This is a genomic window from Modestobacter altitudinis, assembly GCF_005930475.1.
GTDB lineage: Bacteria > Actinomycetota > Actinomycetes > Mycobacteriales > Geodermatophilaceae > Modestobacter > Modestobacter altitudinis.
In genome coordinates this window covers 45,047-70,068 of record NZ_SJEW01000015.1, presented here as the reverse complement: position 1 = coordinate 70,068, position 25,022 = coordinate 45,047, and the positions used below count along the sequence as shown (strand labels likewise).

25 protein-coding genes are annotated in these 25,022 nt (G+C 68.7%); 13 read left to right on the top strand and 12 right to left on the bottom strand.

What is annotated here, in order from left to right; all coding sequences use genetic code 11:
- Window positions 1–100 precede the first annotated feature (100 nt).
- The 6 genes from FHL79_RS08170 (at window position 101) to ychF (ending at window position 6,252) form a co-directional block, all read left to right on the top strand.
- The gene (locus FHL79_RS08170; RefSeq protein WP_138758111.1) at window positions 101–1,003 is read left to right on the top strand and encodes an ABC transporter ATP-binding protein; all 903 of its coding nucleotides are present in this window, start codon (window positions 101–103) and stop codon (window positions 1,001–1,003) included.
- Window positions 1,000–1,827, top strand: a complete 828-nt coding sequence (locus tag FHL79_RS08165; protein WP_138758110.1) for an ABC transporter permease — start codon at window positions 1,000–1,002, stop codon at window positions 1,825–1,827. Before FHL79_RS08170 ends, FHL79_RS08165 begins: the two co-directional genes overlap by 4 nt.
- Window positions 1,824–3,131, top strand: a complete 1,308-nt coding sequence (locus tag FHL79_RS08160; protein ID WP_138758109.1) for a sensor histidine kinase — start codon at window positions 1,824–1,826, stop codon at window positions 3,129–3,131. The genes FHL79_RS08165 and FHL79_RS08160 overlap by 4 nt, the downstream gene beginning before the upstream one ends.
- On the top strand, window positions 3,128–3,760 hold the full coding sequence (locus FHL79_RS08155) for a response regulator (RefSeq protein ID WP_138758108.1): 633 nt from the start codon (window positions 3,128–3,130) through the stop codon (window positions 3,758–3,760). The genes FHL79_RS08160 and FHL79_RS08155 overlap by 4 nt, the downstream gene beginning before the upstream one ends.
- A 193-nt stretch (window positions 3,761–3,953) precedes the next feature.
- Entirely contained in the window at window positions 3,954–5,153 is a 1,200-nt protein-coding gene (locus tag FHL79_RS08150; RefSeq protein ID WP_138758107.1) for an HNH endonuclease signature motif containing protein, read from the top strand.
- Window positions 5,154–5,178: 25 nt separating this feature from the next.
- Complete coding sequence (gene ychF, locus FHL79_RS08145) at window positions 5,179–6,252, top strand: redox-regulated ATPase YchF (RefSeq protein ID WP_138758106.1); 1,074 nt, start codon at window positions 5,179–5,181, stop codon at window positions 6,250–6,252.
- Window positions 6,253–6,353: 101 nt separating this feature from the next.
- On the opposite strand, the gene FHL79_RS08140 is transcribed toward ychF, so the two are convergent.
- From FHL79_RS08140 to FHL79_RS08120, 5 genes are all read right to left on the bottom strand, one after another.
- Complete coding sequence (locus FHL79_RS08140) at window positions 6,354–8,102, bottom strand: hypothetical protein (RefSeq protein WP_138758105.1); 1,749 nt, start codon at window positions 8,100–8,102, stop codon at window positions 6,354–6,356.
- Window positions 8,103–8,390: 288 nt separating this feature from the next.
- Window positions 8,391–9,590: a hypothetical protein gene (locus FHL79_RS08135; protein ID WP_138758104.1), complete on the bottom strand. Its 1,200-nt coding sequence runs from the start codon at window positions 9,588–9,590 to the stop codon at window positions 8,391–8,393.
- 687 nt (window positions 9,591–10,277) lie between these two features.
- Entirely contained in the window at window positions 10,278–10,943 is a 666-nt protein-coding gene (locus tag FHL79_RS26460; protein ID WP_138758103.1) for a recombinase family protein, read from the bottom strand.
- Between the two features lie 228 nt (window positions 10,944–11,171).
- Window positions 11,172–12,260 carry a bifunctional DNA primase/polymerase gene (locus FHL79_RS08125; RefSeq protein WP_138758102.1) on the bottom strand — a complete coding sequence of 363 codons (1,089 nt, stop codon included), beginning with the start codon at window positions 12,258–12,260 and terminating at the stop codon, window positions 11,172–11,174.
- 24 nt (window positions 12,261–12,284) lie between these two features.
- Entirely contained in the window at window positions 12,285–12,569 is a 285-nt protein-coding gene (locus tag FHL79_RS08120) for a hypothetical protein (RefSeq protein WP_138758101.1), read from the bottom strand.
- Between the two features lie 350 nt (window positions 12,570–12,919).
- Between FHL79_RS08120 and FHL79_RS08115 the strand changes: the two genes are divergently transcribed.
- Window positions 12,920–13,549 (top strand): hypothetical protein, encoded by a 630-nt coding sequence (locus tag FHL79_RS08115; protein ID WP_138758100.1) that lies wholly within the window; start codon window positions 12,920–12,922, stop codon window positions 13,547–13,549.
- A 331-nt stretch (window positions 13,550–13,880) separates the two neighbouring features.
- On the opposite strand, the gene FHL79_RS08110 is transcribed toward FHL79_RS08115, so the two are convergent.
- From FHL79_RS08110 to FHL79_RS08100, 3 genes are read right to left on the bottom strand one after another with little or no spacing between them, the layout of a single operon-like run.
- Window positions 13,881–14,582, bottom strand: a complete 702-nt coding sequence (locus FHL79_RS08110; protein ID WP_138758099.1) for a tyrosine-type recombinase/integrase — start codon at window positions 14,580–14,582, stop codon at window positions 13,881–13,883.
- A 31-nt stretch (window positions 14,583–14,613) separates the two neighbouring features.
- A complete protein-coding gene (locus FHL79_RS08105) occupies window positions 14,614–14,862 on the bottom strand; it encodes a hypothetical protein (RefSeq protein WP_138758098.1) in 249 nt (82 codons plus the stop codon).
- A gap of 17 nt (window positions 14,863–14,879) precedes the next feature.
- Window positions 14,880–15,485, bottom strand: a complete 606-nt coding sequence (locus FHL79_RS08100; protein ID WP_138758097.1) for a dihydrofolate reductase family protein — start codon at window positions 15,483–15,485, stop codon at window positions 14,880–14,882.
- Window positions 15,486–16,054: 569 nt separating this feature from the next.
- Here FHL79_RS08100 and FHL79_RS08095 point away from each other — a divergent pair.
- Together FHL79_RS08095 and FHL79_RS08090 are read left to right on the top strand one after the other, a co-directional pair.
- Window positions 16,055–16,522, top strand: a complete 468-nt coding sequence (locus FHL79_RS08095; protein ID WP_138758096.1) for an MmcQ/YjbR family DNA-binding protein — start codon at window positions 16,055–16,057, stop codon at window positions 16,520–16,522.
- Window positions 16,523–16,763: 241 nt separating this feature from the next.
- Window positions 16,764–17,753, top strand: a complete 990-nt coding sequence (locus FHL79_RS08090; RefSeq protein ID WP_138758095.1) for a glycoside hydrolase family 43 protein — start codon at window positions 16,764–16,766, stop codon at window positions 17,751–17,753.
- Between the two features lie 135 nt (window positions 17,754–17,888).
- On the opposite strand, the gene FHL79_RS08085 is transcribed toward FHL79_RS08090, so the two are convergent.
- On the bottom strand, window positions 17,889–18,221 hold the full coding sequence (locus tag FHL79_RS08085) for a diguanylate cyclase domain-containing protein (protein WP_218938377.1): 333 nt from the start codon (window positions 18,219–18,221) through the stop codon (window positions 17,889–17,891).
- A 143-nt stretch (window positions 18,222–18,364) separates the two neighbouring features.
- Here FHL79_RS08085 and FHL79_RS08080 point away from each other — a divergent pair, with 143 nt between their 5' ends.
- Both FHL79_RS08080 and FHL79_RS08075 read left to right on the top strand, forming a co-directional pair.
- Window positions 18,365–19,099, top strand: coding sequence for a GAF and ANTAR domain-containing protein (locus FHL79_RS08080; RefSeq protein ID WP_246080511.1), 735 nt, complete (start codon window positions 18,365–18,367; stop codon window positions 19,097–19,099).
- Between the two features lie 61 nt (window positions 19,100–19,160).
- The gene (locus FHL79_RS08075; RefSeq protein WP_218938376.1) at window positions 19,161–19,766 is read left to right on the top strand and encodes an LURP-one-related family protein; all 606 of its coding nucleotides are present in this window, start codon (window positions 19,161–19,163) and stop codon (window positions 19,764–19,766) included.
- Here the strand turns inward: FHL79_RS08075 and FHL79_RS08070 are convergent.
- Complete coding sequence (locus FHL79_RS08070) at window positions 19,763–21,112, bottom strand: reverse transcriptase family protein (protein ID WP_218938375.1); 1,350 nt, start codon at window positions 21,110–21,112, stop codon at window positions 19,763–19,765. The genes FHL79_RS08075 and FHL79_RS08070 overlap by 4 nt on opposite strands.
- Window positions 21,113–21,382: 270 nt before the next feature.
- On the opposite strand from FHL79_RS08070, the gene FHL79_RS08065 reads away from it, so the two are divergent.
- Entirely contained in the window at window positions 21,383–22,147 is a 765-nt protein-coding gene (locus tag FHL79_RS08065; RefSeq protein ID WP_138758092.1) for a glycoside hydrolase family 16 protein, read from the top strand.
- Here the strand turns inward: FHL79_RS08065 and FHL79_RS08060 are convergent.
- Window positions 22,138–22,551, bottom strand: coding sequence for a hypothetical protein (locus FHL79_RS08060; RefSeq protein ID WP_138758091.1), 414 nt, complete (start codon window positions 22,549–22,551; stop codon window positions 22,138–22,140). The two genes, FHL79_RS08065 and FHL79_RS08060, sit on opposite strands and share 10 nt — an antisense overlap.
- A gap of 194 nt (window positions 22,552–22,745) precedes the next feature.
- On the opposite strand from FHL79_RS08060, the gene FHL79_RS08055 reads away from it, so the two are divergent.
- A complete protein-coding gene (locus FHL79_RS08055; RefSeq protein ID WP_138758090.1) occupies window positions 22,746–23,723 on the top strand; it encodes an LLM class flavin-dependent oxidoreductase in 978 nt (325 codons plus the stop codon).
- Here FHL79_RS08055 and FHL79_RS26125 read toward each other — a convergent pair.
- A complete protein-coding gene (locus FHL79_RS26125) occupies window positions 23,720–25,000 on the bottom strand; it encodes an NlpC/P60 family protein (protein ID WP_138758089.1) in 1,281 nt (426 codons plus the stop codon). The two genes, FHL79_RS08055 and FHL79_RS26125, sit on opposite strands and share 4 nt — an antisense overlap.
- Between the last annotated feature and the right edge of the window lie 22 nt (window positions 25,001–25,022).

The following is a 25,022-nucleotide window of genomic DNA, read 5'->3' as shown; positions in this document are numbered from 1 at the left end:
GCTTTCGGACGCGGCGGTGGAGGGCCGTCCACCGAACGGTGGACGGCGGACCCACGCTCCGGTGGTCCCGGCGGCGGACGGGCGGCGACAGGGTCGGTGCATGACATCGACCCAGGTGGCACCGCCGCCCGCCGGCACGTCCGGGACCTCTCCCGTCGTGTCCGTCCGCGGCCTGCGCAAGAGCTACGGAGGCCGGGCCGTCCTCGACGGGCTGGACCTCGACGTCCGCCGCGGCGAGTGCTTCGCGCTGCTCGGCCCCAACGGCGCGGGCAAGACGACCACGATCGAGGTGCTCGAGGGGGTGCGACGCCGGGACGCCGGCGAGGTCCGGGTGCTGGGTGAGGACCCGGCGACCGCGGGCCGGGCGTGGCGCGCCCGGATCGGGGTGGTCAGCCAGGACGAGAGCGCCGGTCAGGCGCTCAGCGTCCGGGAGGCGCTGGACCACTTCGCCGCCTACACCTCCACCCCGCGGCCCACCGACGAGCTGCTGGCCGCAGTCGGGCTGCAGGAGCAGGCCGGCGTGCGGGTGGGCCGGCTCTCCGGCGGCCAGCGACGGCGGCTCGCGGTCGCGCTCGGCGTGCAAGGACGGCCGGAGCTGGTCTTCCTCGACGAGCCCACCACCGGGATGGACCCGGTCGCCCGCCGTCAGTTCTGGCAGCTGGTCCGGGACCTGCGCGCGGGCGGGACGACGGTGCTGCTGACCACGCACTACCTCGAGGAGGCCGCGGAGCTGGCCGACCGGGTCGGGGTCGTCGCCGGTGGCCGGCTGGTCGACGTCGCCCCGCCGGAGGAGATCGGCGGGCAACTGCGCCGGCGGTCCACCGTCCGCTGGCGGGAGGACGGCGACTGGCGCCAGGTGAGCACCGAGGCGCCGGCGCTCGTCCTGCGCGACCTGCTCGCGGCCACCCCGCACGAGGTGCCCGGACTGTCCGTCACCCGCCCCAGCCTGGAGGACGTCTACCTCTCCCTCGTCGGCGCCACTCCCGGAGGAGAGCAGCGATGACCGCCGTCCTGACCGGCACCCGCCCCGCCCCGCCGTCGGCCGCGCGCATCGCACTGGCCAGGGTGCGCCTGGAGCTCACGGTCTTCGCCCGGGAGCGGCAGCTCGTGGTGTTCACCTTCGCCTATCCGGTGCTGATGATGGTGATCTTCTCGGCCATCCTCGGCGGCGACGAACGCCCAGGTGACATCCCCTTCCCGCAGTACTTCCTGGCCGGGATCGCGGCCACCGGCATCATGCTGATCAGCTTCCAGGCGGTCGGGACGACGATCGCCGCGGAGCGCGAGGCGGGCTTGCTGGCGCGGCTGCAGCTGCTGGGCACCCCGCCGGCGGCCTACTTCGCGGGCAAGGTCGGCCAGGTGCTGGTCGCGCTGGCCGCCCAGCTGGCGCTGCTGCTGCCGGTGGCCCGCTACGGCTACGACGTCCCGATGCCGGTCGACCTGGCCCACTGGCTCACGTTCGGCTGGGTGGCGGTGCTCGGTGCGCTGGCCGGCACGGTGCTCGGGATCGCGGTCTCCGCACTGCCCGGCAGTGCGTCCTCGGTGACCACCGGCATCTCGGCGCTGGCGCTGGTCCTGCAGTTCTTCTCCGGGGTCTTCTTCGGCTTCCTGGAGCTGCCCGGCTGGATGCAGCAGCTCGCGGCCCTGTTCCCGCTGAAGTGGCTGACCCAGGGCATGCGCTCGGCGTTCCTGCCCGAGCAGGCCGGCGCGTTCGAGGTGGCCGGCGGATGGGAGCACGGCCGGACTGTCCTCGTGCTGGGGGCATGGGTGATCATCGGCCTCGTGGTGTGCGCGCGGACGTTCCGCTGGCGTCGGGCCGAGGGATGACCTCCGGCTCCGGGCGCGGGTCCGTCGCCGTCCCCGCGCGGGGGGACGGCGGCGGCTCGCCGCTGTCCCCGGAGGCGCGTCGGGTGACCGTGCTGGTGCTGCACGCCGCGTTCGTCGTCCTGGTCGGGGTCGCCGCAGGCGTCGCCGCGGCGGGCGACGTCGACGCCGACCGGCGGGTGCTGCTGGGCGCGCTGGCGGTGTGGGTGCTGGCGTACGTGCTGGTCGGGCCGCTGTCTCTCACCGACTGGCGGCGGGAGCGGCCGACGGCCTACCTCGCCGTCCTGGTGGTCGTGATCGGCGTGCTGGCCTGGCAGCAGCCCTCGTTGCTGTTCCTGATGTTCCTGGCCTACCCGCAGGTCTGGTTCTTCGTGGACTCGCTGCGTGCGGGTGTGGTCTGGACGCTCGTGCTGGCCGGCGCGGCGACCGTGGCCCCGGCGATCGCCGTCACGCGCGGCGACGAGCCGCTGTGGGGGCCGGGGGAGACCCTGGTCGGGTTGGTGTTCAGCCTGGCGATGGGGCTGTGGGTGTTTCGGGTGCTGGAGCAGAGCGCGCAGCGGGCCACGCTGATCCGCGAGCTGGAGTCGACTCGCGCCGAGCTGGCCGCCGCGCACCGCGAGCAGGGGGTGGTCGCCGAGCGGGAGCGGATCGCCCGCGAGGTGCACGACACCCTCGCCCAGGGCTACACGAGCATCGTCGTCCTGGCCCAGACCGCGGCCGCCCAGCTGCCCGACGACCCCGGCGCGGCCGCGGAACGTGTTGCGCTGATCGAGGAGGTCGCCCGGGAGAACCTGGCCGAGGCGCGGGCCATGGTGGCCGCGTTCGCCCCCGTCGCGCTGGACTCGGCGACGCTGATCGAGGCGCTGGAGCGGCTGACCGAGCGCTTCGGCCGGGAGACCGGCCTGGCCACCCGGCTGGACACCACCTCCCTCGGGGACGCCGAGAGCGGGCTGACCCGCGCCGAGGAGATCGTGCTGCTGCGCGGCGCGCAGGAGGCGCTGGCCAACGTGCGCCGGCATGCGGCGGCGAGCGCGGTGGTGCTGCGGCTGAGCCGGATCGGGGGCGCGGTGTCGGTGCACGTGCAGGACGACGGGGTCGGCTTCGACCCCGCGGCCGCCCCGGGCGTGGGGCTGGCCGGGCTGCGCGACCGGGCGGAGGAGGTCGGCGGGGCGGTCGACGTCGCCTCGGCACCGGGGGAGGGAACGCGCGTGACCGTCCGCGTGCCGAGTGCGACGACGACGGTCGAGGGAGCACCGCAGCGAGCGCCGGCGAGCGGGCAGCGGATCGAGACGGGAGCCGAGCCATGACCCGGGTGCTGGTGGTGGACGACCACCCGGTGGTGCGTGGCGGGCTGGTCGGCTGGCTCGCCGCGCAACCCGACCTGGAGGTCGTGGGGGAGGCCGCCGACGGGCTGGAGGCACTGGCCGCGGTCGCCGAGCACCGGCCGGACGTCGTCCTCATGGACCTGCGGATGCCGCGGATGGACGGGGTGACGGCAACGGGTCGGATCGCGGCCGCGCACCCCGACGTCCGGGTGCTGGTGCTGACCACCTACGACACCGACGCGGACATCGTGCGGGCCGTCGAGGCCGGCGCGACGGGCTACCTGCTCAAGGACACCCCGCTGCCGCAGCTGGCGGACGCCGTCCGCGCCGCGTCCCGCGGGGAGACGGTGCTGGCACCGCCGGTCGCGGCGAAGCTGGTGTCCCGGATGCGGGCGCCGGCCGCGGAGGCGCCGACCGCCCGGGAGCTGCAGGTGCTGGCCGGGGTGGCGCGCGGGCTGACCAACGCCGACATCGGCCGGGACCTGTTCATCGGGGAGGCGACGGTGAAGACCCACCTGCTGCGGGTCTTCGCCAAGCTGGGCGTCGACGACCGGACCCGGGCGGTGCTGGTGGCCGTGGAGCGCGGCCTGCTCCCCGGCCCCGGCTACTGACCTCCCGCTCCCGCCCGGCGGTCACTCCTTCGCCGGAAGCACGCCTGTGGCGTCGACTCCGGCACATCGCGATGACTGTCAAGTGGCTTCCAAGATCTGTGGACGAGCCTCTGAGCTGGGGATATGTCTTGTTCAGGCGTCGCTTGCGCGGTAGTATTCGTACACGTGTTCGAAGACGTGGAGGGGGTGTCCGGTGGGTGAGTTGCAGTCCGCGCTGGACGCCCTGGCCGCTGAAGACCTCTTTGCCCTTCCCGCGGGTGCGGTGCTGGACCGGGCGACTCTGCTGATGACGGTGGTCAACCGGGCGACTGCGGAGCTGACCCGCACCGTCCGGCACGCCGATGCCACCGGCGCCGCGGAGCACGACGGGAAGAAGACGATGCCGTCCTGGCTGCGTGGGCACGGGCACCTGTCGGCGGGGGAGGCCGGGCGGCTGGTGCGCTCAGGCCGGGCGTTGGAGCACCTGCCGGCCACCGCGGCGGCGTTCGCGGCCGGCACCCTCACCGCCTCGCAGGTGGCGGTGATCGCCCCGATCGCCGGGGAGGCCGAACGGGCCGCGGCCGCCGAGCAGGACGTCGACCTGGGCGCGATCGACCGGGCGCTGGTCGCCGTCGCTCACGGTGAGGCCCATGACCGGCTCGCCCAGGTGGTGCACCACTACCGGGAGGCGCTGGACCCTGATGGCACCGAACCGGACCCCACCGAGGGCCGCCAGGTCCAGGTGGCGCGGCACGCCGATGGGCGCCGGTCCATCCGCGGGGAGCTCGACGCGGTGAGCGGGGAGAAGTTCGAGGCCGCGCTGGAGTCGATGGTGCAGGCCAACCGGCCCCAAGGCGATGACCGCACCCGCGCCCAGCAGCTCGCCGACGCCCTCGTCCAACTCTGTGACAACGCGCTGGCCTCCGGTGGGTTGCCCAAGCTGCGGACGGTGAAGCCGCAGGTGGTGCTCAACCTGGACATCGATGACCTGATCGACCCCGCCACCGGCCCGGGTGCGGCCCGCACCGGGTTCGGTGGGCAGATCTCGGCGGCCCGGGCCCGCTGGCTGGCCTGCGACGCGAGCATGTCGAGGATCGTGATGGGCCCCGACGGGGTGCTGCTGGACCTGGGCCGGGACCACCGGGTCGTCACCCCAGGCCTGCGCAAGGCCGTCGAACTACGGGACGGGCACTGCGTGTTCGCCGGCTGCGGCGCCCCGACCTACTGGTGCGACGTGCACCACCTCGTGCACTGGATCTTCGGCGGGGAGACCTCGCTCGAGAACTCCGGGCTGTTGTGCGAACGGCACCACACCAAGGTCCACCACGGCTTCCGGATCGAACGAGATCCCGGCGGGCGATGGCGCACATTCCGCCCCGACGGCACCGAGATCCTCATCCTGCCGTCGGTGTAGCCGGACGCCCGTAAGCTGGTCTCCCGTGAGTCTCACCATCGGGATCGTCGGCCTGCCCAACGTCGGCAAGTCGACGCTCTTCAACGCGCTGACCAAGAACGACGTGCTCGCCGCGAACTACCCGTTCGCCACAATCGAGCCCAACGTCGGCGTCGTCGGGGTCCCCGACCCGCGACTCGGCAAGCTGGCCGAGGTGTTCAGCTCGCAGAAGACCATCCCGGCGACGGTGTCCTTCGTCGACATCGCCGGCATCGTGCGCGGCGCCAGCGAGGGTCAGGGGCTGGGCAACAAGTTCCTCGCCAACATCCGCGAGAGCGACGCGATCTGCCAGGTCATCCGGGTCTTCACCGACCCCGACGTCGTCCACGTCGAGGGCAAGGTCGACCCGGCCGACGACATCGAGACGATCAACACCGAGCTGGTGCTGGCCGATCTGCAGACGCTGGAGAAGACCATCCCGCGGCTGGAGAAGGAGTCGCGCAAGGACAAGGAGCGCAAGGCGCTGCACGACGCCGCCGTCGCCGCGCAGGAGGTGCTCGACAAGGGCACGACGCTGTTCGGTGCCGGGGTCGACCCCGAGCCGCTGCGCGAGCTGACGCTGCTGACCACCAAGCCGTTCCTGTACGTCTTCAACGTCGACGCCGACGAGCTGGCCAACACCGAGGTGCTCGACGAGCTGCGGGCGCTGGTCGCACCGGCCGAGGCGATCTTCCTCGACGCGCAGACCGAGTCCGAGCTGATCGAGCTGCCCGACGAGGAGGCCGCCGAGCTGCTGGCCTCCATCGGGCAGGACGAGCCGGGACTGGACCAGCTCGCCCGGGTCGGCTTCCGCACCCTGGGCCTGCAGACCTACCTGACCGCCGGTCCCAAGGAGTCGCGGGCCTGGACGATCCCGGTCGGCGCCACCGCCCCGCAGGCGGCCGGCGTCATCCACACCGACTTCCAGCGCGGCTTCATCAAGGCCGAGGTCGTCAGCTTCGACCAGCTGATGGAGGCCGGGTCGATGACCGAGGCGAAGTCCCGCGGCTGGGTGCGGATCGAGGGCAAGGACTACGTCATGGCCGACGGCGACGTGGTGGAGTTCCGCTTCAACGTCTGACGTGGCCTCGCATTGTCAGACGTTGCACCTGGAACTGTTAGACAACCGCCGGATTGCGGGGACAAGCTACCACGCTGACCCCAGTCGTATGACGCTCCTCGCTATCGAAGGTCCGACTTATCGACCATGAGACTGGCTAGCGGCAGCAGGTGATACGCCTCCACCCAATCGCCGCGGATCGAGATTCCTGTGAGGTCGGTGCCGGACACGCCCATCGAAAGTCCGCCTTCCGCAAAGCCGGTGACATCGATGTCCGTAAGCCAGTCAGCAACTACCCTGACCCGAGCATTCTTCGAACACACATCTGGCCCCACGTCGACCTTCACCGCGAGTACCGTCTCTCTATGGCTCAGACAAAAATACTTAGCACCGTCGGGCCTGGCAACCGCGATGAGTTCGCTTTCGTGCACCACTGGAAGCCTAGGGAATCCCTGAGCTTGACGCCTGATTCGCCGGTACGCCTCTCGCCATCGCGAGAACGCCTCGTCCCAGTTCGTCTCCGTAGCGTCAGCTTGCAGGTTTACAAGACGTCGACTGTACTGGCTGCGCCGTTTCAAGCCCGGAGGCCCAGCAAGCGCCAGCGCAGTTCGGGGATAATGACGCAACTTCGCTGGCAGGCACAATCGGTCACACACATAGGCCAGGAGTCCGTCCAGAGCCGCCATGGAGGCGTCAACCTCGGCGTAGGACGCTTCATAGCCGCCGTGGACCGCCCGATGCCTGAGTTCCGCACAGTCTCGCGACCAGCGCCCAACAGCCCCCTGGGAGGTTATGTCCCAATCGCCGCCGAGGCGGGGGGCGTAGTCCTTCTTCACACGACTGAGTAAACCATCGCGCCAAACACCGGCAGCTTGTTCAGGAGTTAGCGCTTCCTCCCACATAAGGTGCAACAAGACTTCGTCGAGCAAGGCTTCCGCAGCTAGTCCGGAGTAGATCGCGGCAGCACGCGTATCACCGTCTCGTCTGCGTGCCACGTCAGCCTCACGCCGCAAGTCGAGGTGAGAAGTGAATGCCATGCGGTCCAGTCGGGAGCGAACATTGCTGTACTGTTCGTACTGTTCCGGCGAAAGGTCTGGCGGGGCTAGCCAGGACCACAGGTTCTCATGCGTTTGAACCGACAAAACGCTGCCCGCAGCGGGGTCGCCGATACCTTTCAGTTGGCGAAAGCCGACGGGGAGGATAGGAGGGAGCAGCTCATACGAAATCAAGGTCAAAGGCGTTCTCGTCACGGCATGGTAAGCAGTTTGCAGGTCACGTACGTCAGCAATCGCTATACGCAACCCATTCATTGCGCGCAACGCGACCTCAGCGGCGTAGTCGTCCTCATTGGCGAAGTCCGCCTGCGAGACGTACGGCGGCCAGTCATAACCACCAGGCAAGGCGTCAAGGTTCGCGGAGCGCGATAGCTCAGAGAAGTTGACACTTAGCGAATCCGGCACACGACCGAGGACGTGAATCGGGACAGCCACCTCGGCAACCGTAACGATGCCCACGCCAGCAGCGAGCGACTCTCTCAGAAGTTCTTCCGGGAAACTCGCATCGCCCTGTCCGACAACAATTGGGTCCACCTGATCGGAGCTGTACTTCCCCGCCGTCGCTCGCTCCGCCACTGCCTGCGCAGCATCGATGGACGCCCGGGACACGAAGTTCGCACCCACTCTGTGGAGGAGTGACGACGAGCGCAAGACCACCTTGTTGGCCCAGTTTCGCTCGTCGACAGGTAATGGGTACTCGTCACTCGGTTCGTCGGCCGGCTCCACTACGGCGTCGTCGGTGAGCGGTGCGAGGATGAATCCCTCACCCATGCTCACGATACGCTCCGGCTCGATCGCGGGCAATTTCTCGTACACCGGCGATAGCCACGAGTCAGGGAAGCCAAGCGGCTCAGGAAGGGGAATGAAGTACGAAACGATTATTTCTTCCCTGTGGTGAAGTGCCCACCCGCCCTGGGAGAACCGTCCGGCTAGCCCGCCTGCCACGTCCACTATCAACCTTCCTCAATGTCCTGGGGTCGCCCTGCTCTTAGCAAGTGCTTCTAGGCACCGCTGCCACGGTGGATGCGGACCAACGCTTGCCGCCCTGAGCGGTCGGAACGTCCTCCTCGCTCAACTCCCGTGCGATGGCCGATAGAGGACCATTCATGTCTTGCGAAGAAGCCCTGTAACTCCGGCTATAAGCAGGGCGGTCATCGCCCAGCCGGCCACGCGCAGCGCGATGAACACGCCGGAAAGCGCCTGGTTCCCGGTGGGCTGCCACGACTGCGATTGTCCAAGATTTGCGGTCGGCAGCACGGATTCCGCTGCATAAATCCACGGGTCGAAGCATGGAACCCTTAGGCTCTCTGGACAGGATGTCGCAACTACTCGGCCGTCCTGAGCATGTGTTACCGGCACGCCAGGTGAAGAGCTAGGCGGTGCGCCGCTACCCGTGCCCGCCACGGCAGTCGCGGGGACGTTCATTGACGACGTAGTAAAACCATCCCGTTGTCCAACGCCGAGGAGCCCCCCACCCACGATAAGCAGCGCCAACCAGACGGCAGCAATCAAAGGATAATACCCATAACCAGTTGTGGCGCCGTACACCCACCGTAGGGGTCGCAAGTACAAAGGGCTCTTCTGTGTGATGCGTCGAGCGGCTTGCCAGCGCAAGTATCGACCTCTGTAGGCGGCGCCGGCTCGCTCATAACACGAAGCGAGCTCATGCCAAGACTGGGCATTGAATCGGAGCGCGCCGTCGAGCAGGCGACGAGCGGCACCAGCCGACTCCCGAGGGGCCCCGTAGAGCTGGTTAACCTGCCAGCCGTCGGTCCAAAGCCGGAGAGGCGGGCGCATTTCAAGATCGTCCAGAAGTAGTGAGTTTACGCGCGCCGATGTGAGACAGAAGGTAGGAGACTGAAGCCTTCGCAGGTCTAGGTTGCCTTCGACCACGACGTCCTCCGCGTTGCAGCCCCAAACCTGCCATGGTCCTGCAATTTGGAGATCAGCATGCTGCAGTTCGAGGTTTCCCCCGACGCGGGCTCCTGTAAGGTTCACGCCGCCGATCGCGGTGAAACCGTCGTCCAGAAAGAGATAGTCGTCAACTTTCAATCGGTCGCCCTCGAACGCATACCCCGTGTAAAGCGGGTCGGCCTCCGGGACTTTCGACTCGGTCGCAGATTCACCTAGCAGGGCCCCGGATGCGCTTAGGTTACCTTCGACGTGACCGCTCCTGAAGCGAGCGGATACTTTGACGACCGTCCGGTTCAGGTTGAGGTTGCCCCTAACCCTTACTCGATCTCCAATGATTCCCACGAGCTTGGAGCCTGCGAAGTCCAACTCAGGGAAGTCGGACTGGATCACAGAGACCCAATCCTCGAAATGACAATGAAGAAAGCGTAGTGGGAAGGGCACCTTTAGGTATGACGCGTCAAAGCGCCCGGATATGCGTGCGTGCATAATGGTTAGGCCATAAGGGTGCCCATCGTCGGCATGGCTGCGGATGGTTTCGAGAACGGCCTGAGCCGGCACGATCGTGACTGGGTCACTGTCTCCGGGCACCTCAATTGCGTAGCCTGTACTAGACAGGTCGATAAATGGGTCCCCCGTTGTCAACCATGGTGCGTAGGCTCGTCCGGTCTTCAGCCCCTCCGTGAGTCTCTGTGGAATAGGATCCGCGTCGAAGCTACAGATGGCGTTCTCCAAGTGACGTTGTATCCGCGAGCGCTGGGCCTAGGGCCTGACGATCATCAAGCGAACGTTTGCACCGACCCTGAGGAGCAAAGCACGGTTGAGGCGGTTGCAGAGATTCGACATGCCGCCTTCGGGGCGGCTCGGCGGTCGTCGCGTCAGACCGCCTTGTCCCTGGCCCCGCAGTGGCCCTTATAAGAAGCAACTCACCTTAGTGATTCCCATGAAACAAACTATGACGGGGGATTTAAATCGGCCCGCGAGTATCTAGCCGACCAAAACGGCTCCAGACCCCCGGCTAAGAAGGAACGCCGGACGGCCAGCGTGCCATATGTTGCCTTCTAACGCCCGCAGCGAACGTTACTTGGCCCGCTCGGCGCTGCGCAGCACAGCAGCCACCGTAGATGCGTACCAGCGCTTCCCGCCCTGGGCTGTCGGCACACCTTCTGACGTAAGGTCACGTGCGATGCCAGCAAGACTCCCTCCCACCTCCTTAGCTTCCACGATCCGCTTCACCAGATCAGCAGGCAGCAGACGCGGACGACCCAGCTTTACTCCAGCAGCCTTCTTAGCGGCCAGGGCGTCCTTCGTCCGCTGGCCAATCAGACGACGCTCGTATTGACTCGCTGAGACAACGACGTTCGCGGTGAACTCGCCTACCGGCGTAGTCGTGTCTACGCCAAGGTCTAGGCACAACACGGACCAATTGCGGCGACTCGCCCGTTCCAAGAGGCCTCCAAAGTCCTTCACGGAACGGGAGAGGCGGTCCAACTTGCTAACCATCAAGACGTCCGCCTCACCCCTGTCCATACGACCGAGGGCGGCAACAAGGGCGGGGCGGTTGAGGTCCTTGGCGCTTAGCCCGTCCTCAATGACAAACTCCAAATTCCAGCCTCGGCGGTCGGCCTCTGCTTGTAGGGCAGCCCGCTGAGCATCCAGCCCGGCCCCGCTGTTGACTTGGTCGCCTGTGCTGACACGGCAGTAGCCGATGGCATTGGGAGGAAGGTGAGTCAGCGGAGGGACCATGACGGGAACCTTACAGCAAACGTCCGATTGATGTAAGACCCCGCGATGGGCGCTCTATCGCCCTCCGATTGATCCGGCCTGACCCGACATCATCTGCGACCGGCACCAGTTCAACCTGGCGTCTCCAAAATTGTCGACGTCTCGACATGCGACGTGCACGTCAGCGAACGGTCAATCGACGCGCGCAACGGGCAGTTACCTCAGGATTGGACGAGCTGGGCACTAGCGTCAGATAGTCACGCCTTCGATCGTCAATTCGTAGTTGTTGCAGTGGCTCAGGCCGTTCGCCTGCCGCCCCTTCGGCACGTGAACTCTCACGGCCCTATGCTTATCGGCCATAATCTTCAGGACGCGCCCCACGTATGGAGCATCGCTACCTACATCCATGGCGGCGCGTACTTGACTCAACTGCGGCCGAGTCGTGTTGCACTCGATGGCCTCGAAGGCCAAGCATTGCGCAAGGTCAAGCGTGATTCCCTTCATGCCAGCGTGCGCCGCCAGCCACCCCTGGACGCGTTCGAAGACTTCAATCTCTGGCCGGTAATCCAACTCGATCGAAGCCTCTGCCTGTCGAATCGTTCGGTGAACCTCGTCCGGTGTCAGGCCGCTGTCAACCGCTGCCTCTGTGAACGCTTCCAAGTCCGCTCCACAGCGGAGGACTTCCAAGGCGTACCGAAAACATAGATTGTTGCGGGTTCCCACAGCAGCCGACCGCATCTGTGAGGCATAGGTTTTGCTAATTGTATCGACACGAAGCCTGTATCCAAGAGCTCTCAACTTCTCAGGGTACATACACTCTCTGGAAACACTATCTGGACTTACCCTCTTGCCATACTCCCTAGAACCACTACCTAGCAAGACTCCCTTCACATAAGAGGGGGACAGAGAAGCCAACCAGTTGGACACGGTGTCCGTGTCGGCAAAATCCGGGCGCAAGAACCGCTTCCCAGGTCCGACGAACTCCGAGTAACCGCCAGCGCCCAACACGTCGACCTTGGGAACCACAGCAAGTGCCCTCACCTGGCCGGCCCATGGCAGGTAGATGTGCCCTCCCTTCGCAGTCTCCACATTGATAGGTGCGGGTGGATGCAAATCGGCACTGTCCAGGTCAACGGTAACGATTCCCGACAACTCCCCGTTGATGATGGCTAGCCCATTGTGTGGTCCAAACGACTTACTGAGGTCCACTCCAGCGTTGTGGTTACGAATGCCTGCCGCTGGCCTCTTGTCCCTGAGCGGCAGAATCGCGCGGTTGGCCAGCAGGTGGTTCCCCAGCTCGTCACCGAAGCAGCTTCGAGTGGCGACTTCAATGTTCATGTCAGTCCTCGGGTAGATGCTGTATCAGAACTCCAGGTCATGGTTCGCCCGCTGGACCTTCACCATCTGTCGCAATTGGTGATTGCTAAGCCGGAATATGCCGTCACCTTCGTCCGCCATAGCCATGTAGTCAGCAACAGCCACAACTAGCCGCCCGCTACTGATGCCGTGCAATCTGGTCAGCAACTCATTGCCGCCCTCTTCTATGGGCAGTGCGATTGCGCCGTCTGGCGCGATCCTGTAAATGCCCTCCGCCTCGTCCCACGTGACGGCATACGGTGTCGGCGTCCAGTCTTCGGTCCAGCTCATAGCGCCACCGTAAACTCTCACCTCTGGCAAATTCAAGGCATGATTCGACCCAATTGCGACAATAGTCGGGCCAATCCAGGTCAACGGCCGGACTGCACCCGAAGGTAGTTAGACCAATAGGGGAAGATGCTGACGAAACTCCCGTTGAAAGCGTGAAAACGACCAAAGCTCAGGCGCGGAAAACGAAAAGACTCACCAAAAGCCCATGAGCATCCGGACCACACTGACGTACGTTGGTCAGCATGCTCCCAGGCGAGCGCTTAGAGCGTTGCCGGCCAGTCCCGAGGGAGACTCGCGACGTCAAGTCGGCTAACGAGTGTCAGGCCGGGTCCACAGCTACCGTGACTGGCATGAAGCCCAGAACCATGCGGCGTTGGTCGTCCGTCTGCTTCGTCATCTGCGGGTTGTGCCTGCTGGCAGCAATCCTTCTGGCGACCGGAACCATCTGGAGCGACTTCGCGCAAAAGGTCTATATCGCTACGCTCAGCACGTCGGGAAGCGCGGCAGTGGCCGTGACCTTGTACTTCCTCAAGCGGTGGCATGACCGCGTTGACGAAGGCACAAAGGTACAGATTACCTACCAGAACGACCTATTGAAGGCCGTAATTGCCCATCGTGACGATATGTCAGAGCGTGTGGGTGAGGTGCTCAAAGGCAACGTGAGAGAGGCTCTGCTGTCGCACAGTAGACGGCTGGCTGACTACCAGACCCTCATCGGCGACACCGAAATCAAGAAGTTCTGCTTTCGGTTGTCCATTGCATATATGCGTCAAAGCCTGAACCTGGGGGCTAACGACTACACGGATGAAAAGGCGACGCATGACATGGCCTTTCAAGTTCTATCGCTCAGCCATAACGCTGTCGTGGAGTTGCGTAGGTACATCGCCGAAGGTGCCTCTATTGACTATGACCAGTTAGACCCGCAGAAGCTGTCTGCTAGCTTGCAGGTGCTAGTCGAGACACCGATTGATGATCTGTGACCATCAAGCTGGCTCAGTCCTGCTCACTCGCTCCGGGTTGAGCGAGCTAACACAACTGCCATATTAAACAGACAAAGCCCGGCAGGCACCCCCGTGTATCGGCAACCTGCCGGGCTTCTTGCTGTCTGGCTATTCTTCCTGGTACCAGCCGCAAAGCATGTTCGTGCACTCGTACGGACCTGTCACGGTACGTGTGAGGTTGCTATCCAAATCGGGAAGTGAGGCCGACCGTCGGACGACCGTCTTACCGCATCCTGGACACTTGCCGTCGCCCTGGTATGCCCTGTTCATGGTAGGCATGATAGCGCCTTCCTTAGCACCTTAGACTTGACTAACCGAAGGCGCGGATTATGGCTTCCTCAACGTCCGCCTGTGTGGTCTGAACATAGAACCTTAGAGAAACGCTCACATCATGGTGCCGCATCTGGCGACGCAGTACCTCGGGCGAGCAACCGGCGTTCACCAAGTTTGTAGCGAACGCATGACGGAGAACCTTAGGCGTCAACGAATTACCAAGACCTGCCTTCTTGCCTGCCCGGCGAATCCCGATGTAAACCGTGTTGGCGGCCTTGGTGAAGTCGTGGTTGCGGTATTCCTCGGCGTACCACTCCGGAACAATCACGGGACCGCCAGTCTTTGGCGTGCTGATTGTGCCGTCCGGCAAACGTTGCCGGTCAACCGTGATGACGTTCCCCTTGATTGGTTGATTGGTGCAAACCTCACCCAGGCGGAGGCCAGCCAACAACATGGCGTAGCCCCACAGGCGATACGAGCTGCCCTCTACCGCCCCCCTTAACTGCTCCAAGGGAGGAAGGTCGTATTCGGTTCGCTGGGCACGTGGGCAAGGAATGGGAAGGCCCAGGCAAGCCCGGAGGTTGATTGCATGTTTCCGCCGGGTGTTGGGGCTCAAGACACGCTGCAACCTCGTGTTGAGCATTGCTACCGTGACGGAATCAAACGGAACGTCGGCCAGGTCCAGGTTCCGCAGGGTGGCTAGGTATTCCTTGTGGGTGGTCTCCTTGATGGGGCGCATTGACAGGCGCTCCTGAGCTACGTCAAGGCAGCTACGGGCGTGGTCCAGTTGCACTGTGAACTCCGGGCAGGCTCGTCATGGCCGACGGCGACGTGGTGGAGTTCCGCTTCAACGTCTGACGTGGCAGAAACCTGCTGATCAGCGCCCCGTTTGCGGCGGCCAGTCCGCACGCGGCACCGAGCGCCACCACTGCTTCGGTCGGCTCGGGCGCCAGGTACGTGATGACCGCATTGGGCCCGACCAGTTCGATGAGGCGGCGGGCGGTGATGGCGTTCGACACCAGCGGACGGGGCGACGTCACGCCGGGGCGCCGAGCGGCGGGTGCTCGAGCACGCGTGGCTTGTACTCGACCAGCTGGATGCGGCCGTCGAAGGTCCGGTGCTCGATCATCTCGAGGGCGACGTCCGGGTAGCCGTCGTAGATGCGTTCCTCGCCCGTGGCCCCGGTGATCACCGGGAACATCCCGACCCGGAAGCGGTCGACGAGTCCGGCTCTGAGCAGGGACCGGCACAGGCTGAGGCTGCCGATCGTGCTGAGCAGCCCCGAGCCGTTCCCCTTCATGGCACGGACCGCCTCGACGGCGTCGGCGCGGACGAGCGTGCAGTTGGCCCACGCCAGTGACTCCTCGAGCGAGGAGGAGAACACCACCTTGGACGCTTGCGTCAGCTCGTCGACGGACGCCTCCTCCTCGGCCCTGAACTCGTCTTGACCATTCGGGACCTCGCCCGCGGCGAAGCCCGACATCAGGCGGTAGGTGTTCGCTCCCATCAGGTAGGTGACCTCGGGCTGCTCGCCGAGCCAAGCGAGGTACTCTGGGCCCTCGAGGCCCCAGAACCCGGGCCAGCCCTCTCCCGATGCGTAGCCGTCGAGGGAGGTGATGAAGTCGACGAGAAGCTCCGACATGGTGGTGTCCTCTCCTGAGGTGTCACGAGCTTGGACCGGCCGGGAGCCGCGAACTCGTCGGTCCGCGTTGTCGGGTGACGAGGAACCCATGACGCTGCGGCCGATCGTCCCGGCTCGCCCACGCCCGGCGCGCTGCGCCGAGCTGACCGATGCCCACCGGCTCACCCGACCGGTCGCCGCCCGTCGAGGCCGACAGTCCGCGCTGGACTCGGCCAGTTCCTTGCCGACCACGGTCAGCACCCTGTCGCCGGCCTCGGCGCTTCCTCGACTGCTTACAGGTCAGCGCCGCACGGCACCACCCGCGCGACGCACACGGCGAGCGAACACCACCAAGATCAAATCGGGCCGAGCTCGCTCCCACGACACGCACCTGCACAGCGAAGGTGGGCCGGAACTCCCTCCCACCTGGGGCCGGAGGCCGTTCCTGAGATCACACGCGTGTCCCCGAAGGTGCCCCCCGTCCCTCAGCGGCCCACTCAGGGCTACCGGGCACGGCCCGTCTGCACTCCGACACTCGCAACGAGAACGACCGCCGGCATGGCCACGGGACCGCTCCTACGCTGCCCGGCGTGACCGTTGATCGGCAGGCCCGGGCGGAAGACGTGCACGAGCTCGCGCGGGGGCTCCCGCACGTGACCGTCGTCCACGGGGAGCGCGGCAATCCTGTGTACCAGGTGGGTGGAAAGTCCTTCGTCTTCTTCCGTACTCCGCGACCGGACGCCGTGGACGCCGCGACCGGGGAACGGCTTCCCGACGTGATCGTCTTCTGGGTCGAGTCCGAAGCTGACAAGCAGGCCCTGGTGCAGGACGAGACGACGCCGTTCTTCACCACCCCGCACTTCGACGGGCACAACTCGGTGCTGGTGCAGGCGAGCCGGCTCGGCGAGATCACCCGGCAGGAACTGGCCGAACTGGTGCAGGACGCGTGGCTCGCTCAGGCCTCTGCCCGCAGGGGGGCCGCCTGGCTGGCCGCGCAGGGCACCACGTCGGTCCCGGACCGGAACCCGACAGACGGTGACCTGCGGGCTCTCTCCTGATCGTGCGCTGACCGGGGTCGCACTCCTCGCGGGCGAACAGGTCGTCCGTCCCTCGACGGTCTGCACAGCAGTTGGTCCGGACCGGGCGCCATGCCCTGCAGGTCCGTGCCGATCCCGGCGGGTGTCATCATGGGCACGGGGCGCCGGTGGTCCTGCAGGTCCGGCTCGAGTTCCCCGGCGGTCGGGCCCGTGACCGTCGGGACGCCGACACGGGAGGCCTCCCTCGACGGACGGGGCAGCTGTGACGACGTTCCTCAACCCGATCAGTCAGCACCCCGATCCCTGGCTGGTCCACCACGACGGCCACTACTACTCGACCGGCACCTCCCACGACCACATCGTGGTCACGAGGGCTTCGAGCATCGCCGACCTGGCGGACACGCCGGCGCAGGTCGTCTGGAGCGACACCGAGCCAGACCGGTGCGCGATGCTGTGGGCACCGGAGCTGCACCTGCTCGACGGTCCCGACGGTCGACGCTGGTACCTCTACTACACCGCGTCGGATGCCTCCGACCACCTCCATCACCGCATGCACGTCCTGGAGAGCACCGGTGACGACCCGTGCGGTCCCTTCCGCTACAAGGCGCGTCTGAACACCGATCCCGCCGATGAGCACTACGCGATAGACGGGAGCCCGCTCCTGCTCCCCTCCGGTGCGCTCTACCTGGTCTGGGCGGGCATGCCAGGGCACGTGCTCTACCTCTCCCGCATGGCCAGCCCCTGGCAGCTGGTCGGTGACCGCGTACAGCTGCCCGCGAGCGGGTTCGGCTGCCCGGACATCCGGGAGGGGCCCGTCTGCATCCGGCGGAACGGCAGGGTGTTCCTCGTGTACTCGGCCTGCGACACCGGTACACCCGACTACTGCATGGGCATGCTCAGCGCTGATGAGACCGATGACCTGCTGGATGCGAGCTCCTGGCACCAGCACCCGGAGCCGGTCTTCCGAAGCCGAGCCGACCATGGGGTGTTCGGTCCCGGCCACAGCGGCTTCTTCACCTCCCCGGACGGAACCGAGGACTGGTTCGTCTACCACGCCAAGAGCACCGATGAGTACACCTACGAAGGCCGGACGGCGCGGGCGCAGCGTCTGGCCTGGCACGCCGACGGGCGTCCCGACTTCGGTGCACCACTGCCGCTGACGACGGAGATCCCGCTCCCGTCGGGCGACCCGGGGCCCTCCGCCGGCGAGGCCGCCCGGCGTGACCGAGCTGCGAGCCCGCTCCGCACGTGAGACCAGCGGGTCGGCGTGGTGACCACCTGGACGCCCCGGCGACTCTCCGCGGTCCGGGGGGGTCGCCGGCGTCCGGGAGCGGTCGACGAGCAGCCGCGACCTCTGGGACCCACCGATGACGCGGAGCTCGCGAGCTCAGCGCACGGGTCGGGAGGCCGCCGTGGCGTCCTCGTCGCAGCTGACCTGGTTGCGACCGGCGGCCTTCGCGGCGTACAGCGCGTGGTCCGCCCGGCAGGTCAGGTCCCCCAGCTCCACCTGCGCGCCCCGAGCGGAGGCCACCCCCGCCGAGATGGTCACCGAGAGCCCGTCCGCGAGGTCGGCGGCGACAGCATGCCGCAGCCGCTCGGCGACTGCGGCCGGCGCGCTCGCGGTGCTGCTGACGGACGCCGGGCGGCGCGCCGACCTCGGCGCGCGAGCGCGCGTCCGGGCGGTCCGGGCCCTGGGTGCCGACCTGATGGCCCGGCGCACGTTCGCCCTGCTGGACCAGTTGGTGGACCGACCTGCTGCGCCCGGGGGTTTCCCGGCCGGGCGAGCGGGCAGTCCCCAGGAGCCGGCGAGCGGAGCCGGCGCTGCGCGCTGTCCTCAGGACGGCTCCGGCCGGCGGGAGCCGCGTGACCCTGATCGAGCAGTTCCGCACCGCACTGGCCGCCTCCTCGGCGCAGATGCCCGGCCCCGAACTGCTCCCCGAACGGCTCGCCCGGGCCTGCGCCCGGGCGCTGCCCGTCGACGGGGCCGGCATCAGCCTCTTCTTCGCCGACGACCGGCGGCTGCCGCTGGGGGCCAGCGATGCGGTGTCGGCCGAGGCCGAGCGCCTGCAGTTCACCGTCGGGGAGGGCCCCTGCCTCGCTGCGCACGCCGAGGGCCGCCCGCTCATGGCCGACGAGGCGACCATCCGGTCCCGGTGGCCGGCCTTCTACGACTGCCTGGCGAGCACCACCCCGATCCGGGCCACCCTCTCGCTCCCGCTGGAGGACGACCTGCGCGACATCGGCGCCCTCGACCTCTACCTCGTGCCGCCCCGGGACCCCGGTGCGCTGTCCCTGGCCGACGCCGTGGCGGTCACCCACGAGGTCGCGGCGGCCTTCGCGGTCGTGAACGAGCGGGACCGTGGACACGCCGACGGGCCGGCCTGGTTGGACGCCCCGGCAGCCGGACGACGGGCCACCGTGTGGCAGGCGATCGGCATGGTGAACGCAGCCCTCCGGCTGGCGAGCCCCGACGCGCTCGCCGTGCTGCGGGCCCACGCGTACGCCACCGGGACCACGCTGGACGACCTCTCCGCCAGGCTGGTCGACCGGCAGGTGCCGATGACCGAGCTCTCCTTCGACGTGGACCGCTCCCGGTAGCGCACAGCGGAGGATGCGCCAGGATGGGCTCCCGCACGTCCACCCAGCCCCAGGAGCAGCCGTGACAGGTCCGTCCGCCCCGATGGTCGTCCCGGCCTTCCTGATCAAGCAGCGGATCACGGTCATGGTCAACCGGTACGAGGTCCGGGCGGTGGGCCCGGACGGCGGCGAGGGTCAGCTGCTGGCCTTCGCCGAGCAGAAGCGGATGAAGCTCAAGGAGGAGGTCGAGTTCTTCTCCGACGAGTCCCGGACCCGTCGGGTGTTCTCCTTCAAGGCCCGGCAGCGGCTGGACGTGCACGCCGAGCACGACGTCCTCGACGAGAACGGCGTGCCGCTGGGCAGCTTCAGCAAGCAGTTCGGCGCCAGCCTGCTGCGCTCGACCTGGAACCTGTCGGTGCCGGGGCTGGAGGCGGTCGGGCAGGAGCGCCGCATGTCGGTCGCCGTCCTGCGCCGGGTCTGGGACCTGCTGCCCTACGTCGGTGACGTCTGGGTGCCCTTCGTCTTCCACTTCGACTTCACCGACACCGCCACCGGCCGGCCGGTGCTGGTCAGCGAGCGGCAGAAGGCGGTCCGCGACCGGTACACCGTGACCGTGCCCGACCCGCGGCTGGACTTCCGCGTCGCGGCCTCGATGGCCGTCGCGCTGGACGCGCTGCAGAGCCGCTAGCCGGCCGGCCCGTGCGACCAGTCGATCCGCTCGGCGAGGGCGTGCAGCCGGGCGCCGAAGGCCGGGTCGAGCGACGCCGCCCACGCCACCCGGCCGAGCACGTGGTCGCGGAAGGTGGCGGGCTCGCGGCCGCGGGTCTGGCCGGCCCAGCCGGAGGTGGCGCAGTTGTGCAGCAGCGCCCGCAGCGCGTCGCGTTCCCGGCGCGACAGCGTGGGCCGGGTGTTGACGACCGCGCCCAGCACCGACTGCCGGCGCGCGGCACTGGTCGCCGCCGTCTTGGCGGCGTTCACCCGGAAGCCCTCGTCGGTGACGACCCGGGCCACCAGGTCGGCGAAGCGGTCCCGGCCGACCGCCGTGCCCCCGCTGAAGGTCAGGTCGTCGACGTAGCGGGTGTACCGGGCCCCGCACGAGGCGGCCAGCCCGGCGAGCCGCCGGTCCAGCCGGAAGCACACCAGGTTCGCCAGCGCCGGGGACGTCGGCGCCCCCTGCGGCAGGTGCGGGACGGCCAGCTGCCGGCCCAGCCGGCGGTGCCGCTCCCGGGCCTCGACGCCGGTCGGCAGGGGGACCTGCCGCCACACCTGCGCGGGCACCACCGTCGTCGCCAGCGAGGTGAGCAGGTGCGCGACCGGCTCTGGCAGCCCGGCCGGGCCGAGGAGCAGCCCGTGCACCCGCGCGGCCGCGACCGAGGCGAAGAACGCCTCCAGGTCCATCCGCAGCACGACCGGGGACCCGGCGTGCGGGGCGACCGCGGTGCGCACCGACCGGCCCGGCACGCATCCGTGCGCCGCGTCGTGCACCGGCACCCGGGTGAGCACGTGCCGCAGCAGCCGCCGTTGCGCCTCCTTCAACCGTGGCTTGGGGGCGGCCAGCAGCCGGACGCCGTGCGGGCGCGGGACGACGTGCCACCGGTAGTGCCGGAGCGGCTCACCTGCGGTGCGCTCCAGCCCGCGGGCGTCGGCGAACCAGGCCAGCTCGCCGGCGTCGACGTCCAGCAGCCGGGCGACCGCGGCCTGGTCGGGCAGGTCGGCGACCGGGGAGCGCGACCAGGCGAGCTCCGTCGGCCGCGGTTCCCAGCGCAGCACGCGGGGTGGCGGCGTCGCGTCCTGCCCGCGGGCCCAACCGTGCGTCGTCCGCAGGAAGCGGGCCAGCTCCCGCGGCCGGTCGACCGGCGCCTGCGGGTAGCCGGTCTGCACCTCGCCGACCATCGTGCCCACCCAGGTCGCGGCGCGGGCCTGACCGAGCGCCACCGCCACCCGCCGCACCATGTCCCGCCGACGCCACGGTCCGGCCAGCAGTGCGGTGGCGATCCCCGAGGCGGTGACGGCGGCGTGCCGTTCGGCGGTCACGCCGGCCGGGAAGGTGCGCGACGGGGAGACCAGCCTGTCCCTGGGCGATGCGCCGCTGCGTGCGCGGAGCGCGCCGTCCGGCTCATGACGCCGTGCCTGGGCTTCTCACGAGTCCCCGGGGTTGCCCCGGGGGGACCGGCTCGTGCCGGTCGTCCTGCCCTCCCCGTCGCGCACGGGCACACCGTAGTGACCGACGGACGGGACCGGGCCGGAACGGCGCGCGCCCGGAGCTCTTCCCCGCCGGAGGCCGCGGCTCCAGGATGGCCGACCGTGCCGACGTTTGCCGACGACTTCGACGGACCGGGCCTCGACACCGCTGTCTGGGTGCCGCACTACCTCCCGCAGTGGACCTCGCGCGCGGCCACCGCGGCTGCCTACGAGGTGCGTGACTCCTGCCTCCGGCTGTTCCTGCCCGCCGAGCACCCGCTCTGGTGTCCCGACGACCACCCGCCGCTGCGGGTCTCCTGCGTCCAGTCCGGGGTGTTCTCCGGCCCGGTCGGCAGCACGGTCGGCCAGCAGCCGGTGCGACCGGGCGCGGTCGTCCGGGAGGAGCAGCCGGCGCTGGCGGGATGGACGCCGACGTTCGGCCGGCTGGAGATGCGGGCGCGGATGACCCTGACCGCCCGGTCGATGGCGGCCTGGTGGCTGGTCGGGTTCGAGGACCGACCCGAGCGCTCCGCGGAGCTGTGCGTGGCCGAGGTCTTCGGGGACGCGGTCCGGGTCGGGGACGACGGTCGGCCCAGCGCCGCCGTGGGGATGGGTGCGCACCCGTTCCGGGACCCGCGGTCGGTCGAGGACTTCGCCGCCCCGCGGCTGGCCGTCGACGTCGCCGACTTCCACACCTACGCGGTCGACTGGCGGCCCGACGGCGCCGTCTTCTCCGTCGACGGGGAGCCGGTGCGCTCGGTGGCGGTCACCCCGGACTACCCGATGCAGTCCATGCTGGCGGTCTTCGACTTCCCGGAGCGCGCGGTGCCGGGGGAGCGCTACGTCGTCCCCGAGCTGGTCGTGGACGTCATCCGGGGTTACAGGTAGCTGCTCTCCAGCTCGGCGAAGAAGGCCTTGCACAGGGCGACGAAGTCGGCCTCGCGGACCGCGATCTCATCACCGTGCCGGTACTTCAGCACCGTCCGGTCCGGGTCCAGCCGGATCTGCCGGTCGGTGATCACCGTGTTGCCGCGGTGCAGCGACTCGCTGATCAGCCGCACCTCGTCCAGGGCCGTCCCGTCGCCCTCCTCCAGGCCCCGGCCGCGGTGCACGAAGCTGTGCTCCAAGGCGATGACCATGTTGTTGAAGAAGACCGGCTCGAAGTCGTACAGGGCGTCCGGGGCGCAGTCGGCCTCGCTCACCAGCCTCCGGTAGGCGTCCAGTTGCGCGTCGACGGCGGCCCGCCGCTGCTCGACGTAGTCCGGTGCGTACGTGCTCCGGGTCAACACCACGGCTGCTCCCGAGGAGAAGGCGTTGCGTCCACGGTGGATCCCCCAGCGTGACACGTGCGGCGGGGGTTCCGGAAGGGGCGGACCCGAACGGCACCACCGTCACGGGGTGCGCGTGGAGACGTGCCCCACCCGGCGGTGGGGAAGGGGAGCGGCGCCCTCCGCGTTGGTCCGGACAACCGACCGGAAGGCATCCCATGCGCATCCCGCTGTCCGTCCTCGACCTCGCGCCGATCGCCCGCGGGGAGACCGTCAGCAGCAGCATCGCCGCCAGCGTCGCGCTCGCCCAGCGCGCGGAGGAGCACGGCTACCGCCGTGTCTGGTACGCCGAGCACCACAACATGCCGACGATCGCCTCGTCGGCGACCAGCGTGCTCATCGCGCACGTGGGCGCCCGGACGTCGTCGATCCGGCTCGGGGCCGGCGGGGTCATGCTGCCCAACCACTCGCCGCTGACCATCGCCGAGCAGTTCGGCACGCTCGAGGCGATGTACCCCGGGCGGATCGACCTGGGGCTGGGCCGCGCGCCCGGCTCGGACCAGAACACGATGTACGCGCTGCGCCGCGACCCGAACTCGGCCGACACCTTCCCGCAGGACGTGCTGGAGCTGCAGGCCTACCTGGCCGGGCAGACCCGGGTGCCCGGGGTCGACGCCATCCCCGGCAAGGGGTCGCGTGTCCCGCTGTACGTGCTCGGCTCGTCGCTGTTCGGCGCGCACCTCGCCGCGGCGCTCGGGCTGCCCTACGCCTTCGCCAGCCACTTCGCCCCGCAGGCGCTGGAGGCCGCCGTGGCCACCTACCGGCGGGAGTTCCAGCCCTCCGCCGAGCTCGAGGCCCCGTACGTGATCGCCGGGGTCAACGTCATCGCCGCCGACAGCCGCAGCCAGGCGGAGGAGAACTTGCAGGCGGTGCGGCGGACCATGGCCGTCGGGCTCTTCGGCCGGGGACGCTCCTTCACCGACGAGGAGGCCGACCTGCTCCTCGAGCAGGGCGCCGGCCACCACGTCAGCTCGATGTTCACCCACGCCGCGGTGGGCACGCCGCACGACGTGGGCGAGTACCTGGAGGGCTTCCGCAAGCAGGCCGACGCCGACGAGCTGATCGTCGCCCACCAGTCCCCGACGACGGAGGGCCGGCTGCGCTCGGTCACCCTCACCGCCGAGGCCCTCGCCTAGGCGCTGGGGCGGGCTCCGCCGATGAAGCCGCCCCACCGCATCGCGGTGACCCGGACCCGGGACCCGCTCTCCGGTGCCTCCAGGATCTGCCCGTCGCCCAGGTAGAGGGCGACGTGGTGGATCGTCGCGGGGCTGCTCGTGTCGGTGGCCCAGAAGACCAGGTCACCCCGCTGCAGGTCGCTGCGGGAGACCCTCGGCAGCGCTGAGTACTGCGCACTGCTGTTGCGCGGGATGCTGACGCCGGCCTGGGCGTAGGCGTAGCGGGTCAGGCCCGAGCAGTCGAAGCCGACGATGCCGGCGTCGATGCCCCAGCCCACGCTCGGGCCGGTGAGCGAGCCCCCGCCCCAGGCGTAGATCGTGCCCAGCCACCGGCGGGCCGCGGAGATCGCGGTCTCGGCCGCGGCGGACGAGCCGGCTCCGGCGGTGGTGACGGCGCCGGCGGACACGGCATGGCTGGCCGACCGCTGGTCGGCGGCCGCGCGGGCCGCGGCGGCGGTCTGCTGGGCGGCGTACTGGTCGGCAGCGGCACGGGCGCCCTCCAGGCCGAGCAGGGTCTGCTGGGCCTGCTCGAGCTGCTGCTGCACGGCGGCCTGCCGGCTCGCCAGTCCCGCGGCCTGCTGCCGCGCAGTCACCTCGAGCGCCTCGGCGGCAGCCAGCGCGTCGGCGGCCTGCTGCTCGAGCGTGGCCGCCCGGGCCAGCGCGGTCTGCGCGGCGAGGTCGGCGGCGGTCGCCTGCTGCTCGGCGGCGGTCACCTGGACGACGACGCTGCCCTGGTGCGCCCCCGCGGCCTCCAGCAGGGCGGCCCGCTCGACGATCTGCGTGGGCCCCTCGGCGGTCATCAGCGCCTCGAGCGTGGGTGAGGTGCTGCCCTGCAGGTAGCTCTGCCGGGCGAAGTCGGCGAGGTCGGCACGGGCGGCGGCCAGGTCGTCCCGGGCGCGCTGGGCAGCGGTGGCGGCATCGTCGGCGGCGGTCTGCGCGGCCTCGTACTCGGCCTGCACGCCCTGGAAGGCGTCCAGTGCGATGGCGGACTGCGCCCGGGCGTCGTCCACCTGGGTCTGGGCGGCGGCGAGGGCGGCGGACAGTGCGCCGACCTGCTCGGCGGCGTCGGCCTTGGCCTGCTGCGCCTGGCTCAGCTGGGTGTCGCTGGGGTCGGTCGGGGCCGCAGTGGCGGTAGCGGGAGCGACTCCGACGCCCAGGGCGAGCGACACGACGACCGTGGCGACCGAACGTGCCAGCCGGTTGCCGGTCCGTGCCGGGGTGGATGCCTGGGTGCCCATGTCCGCCTCGCCTTCCGCTGGA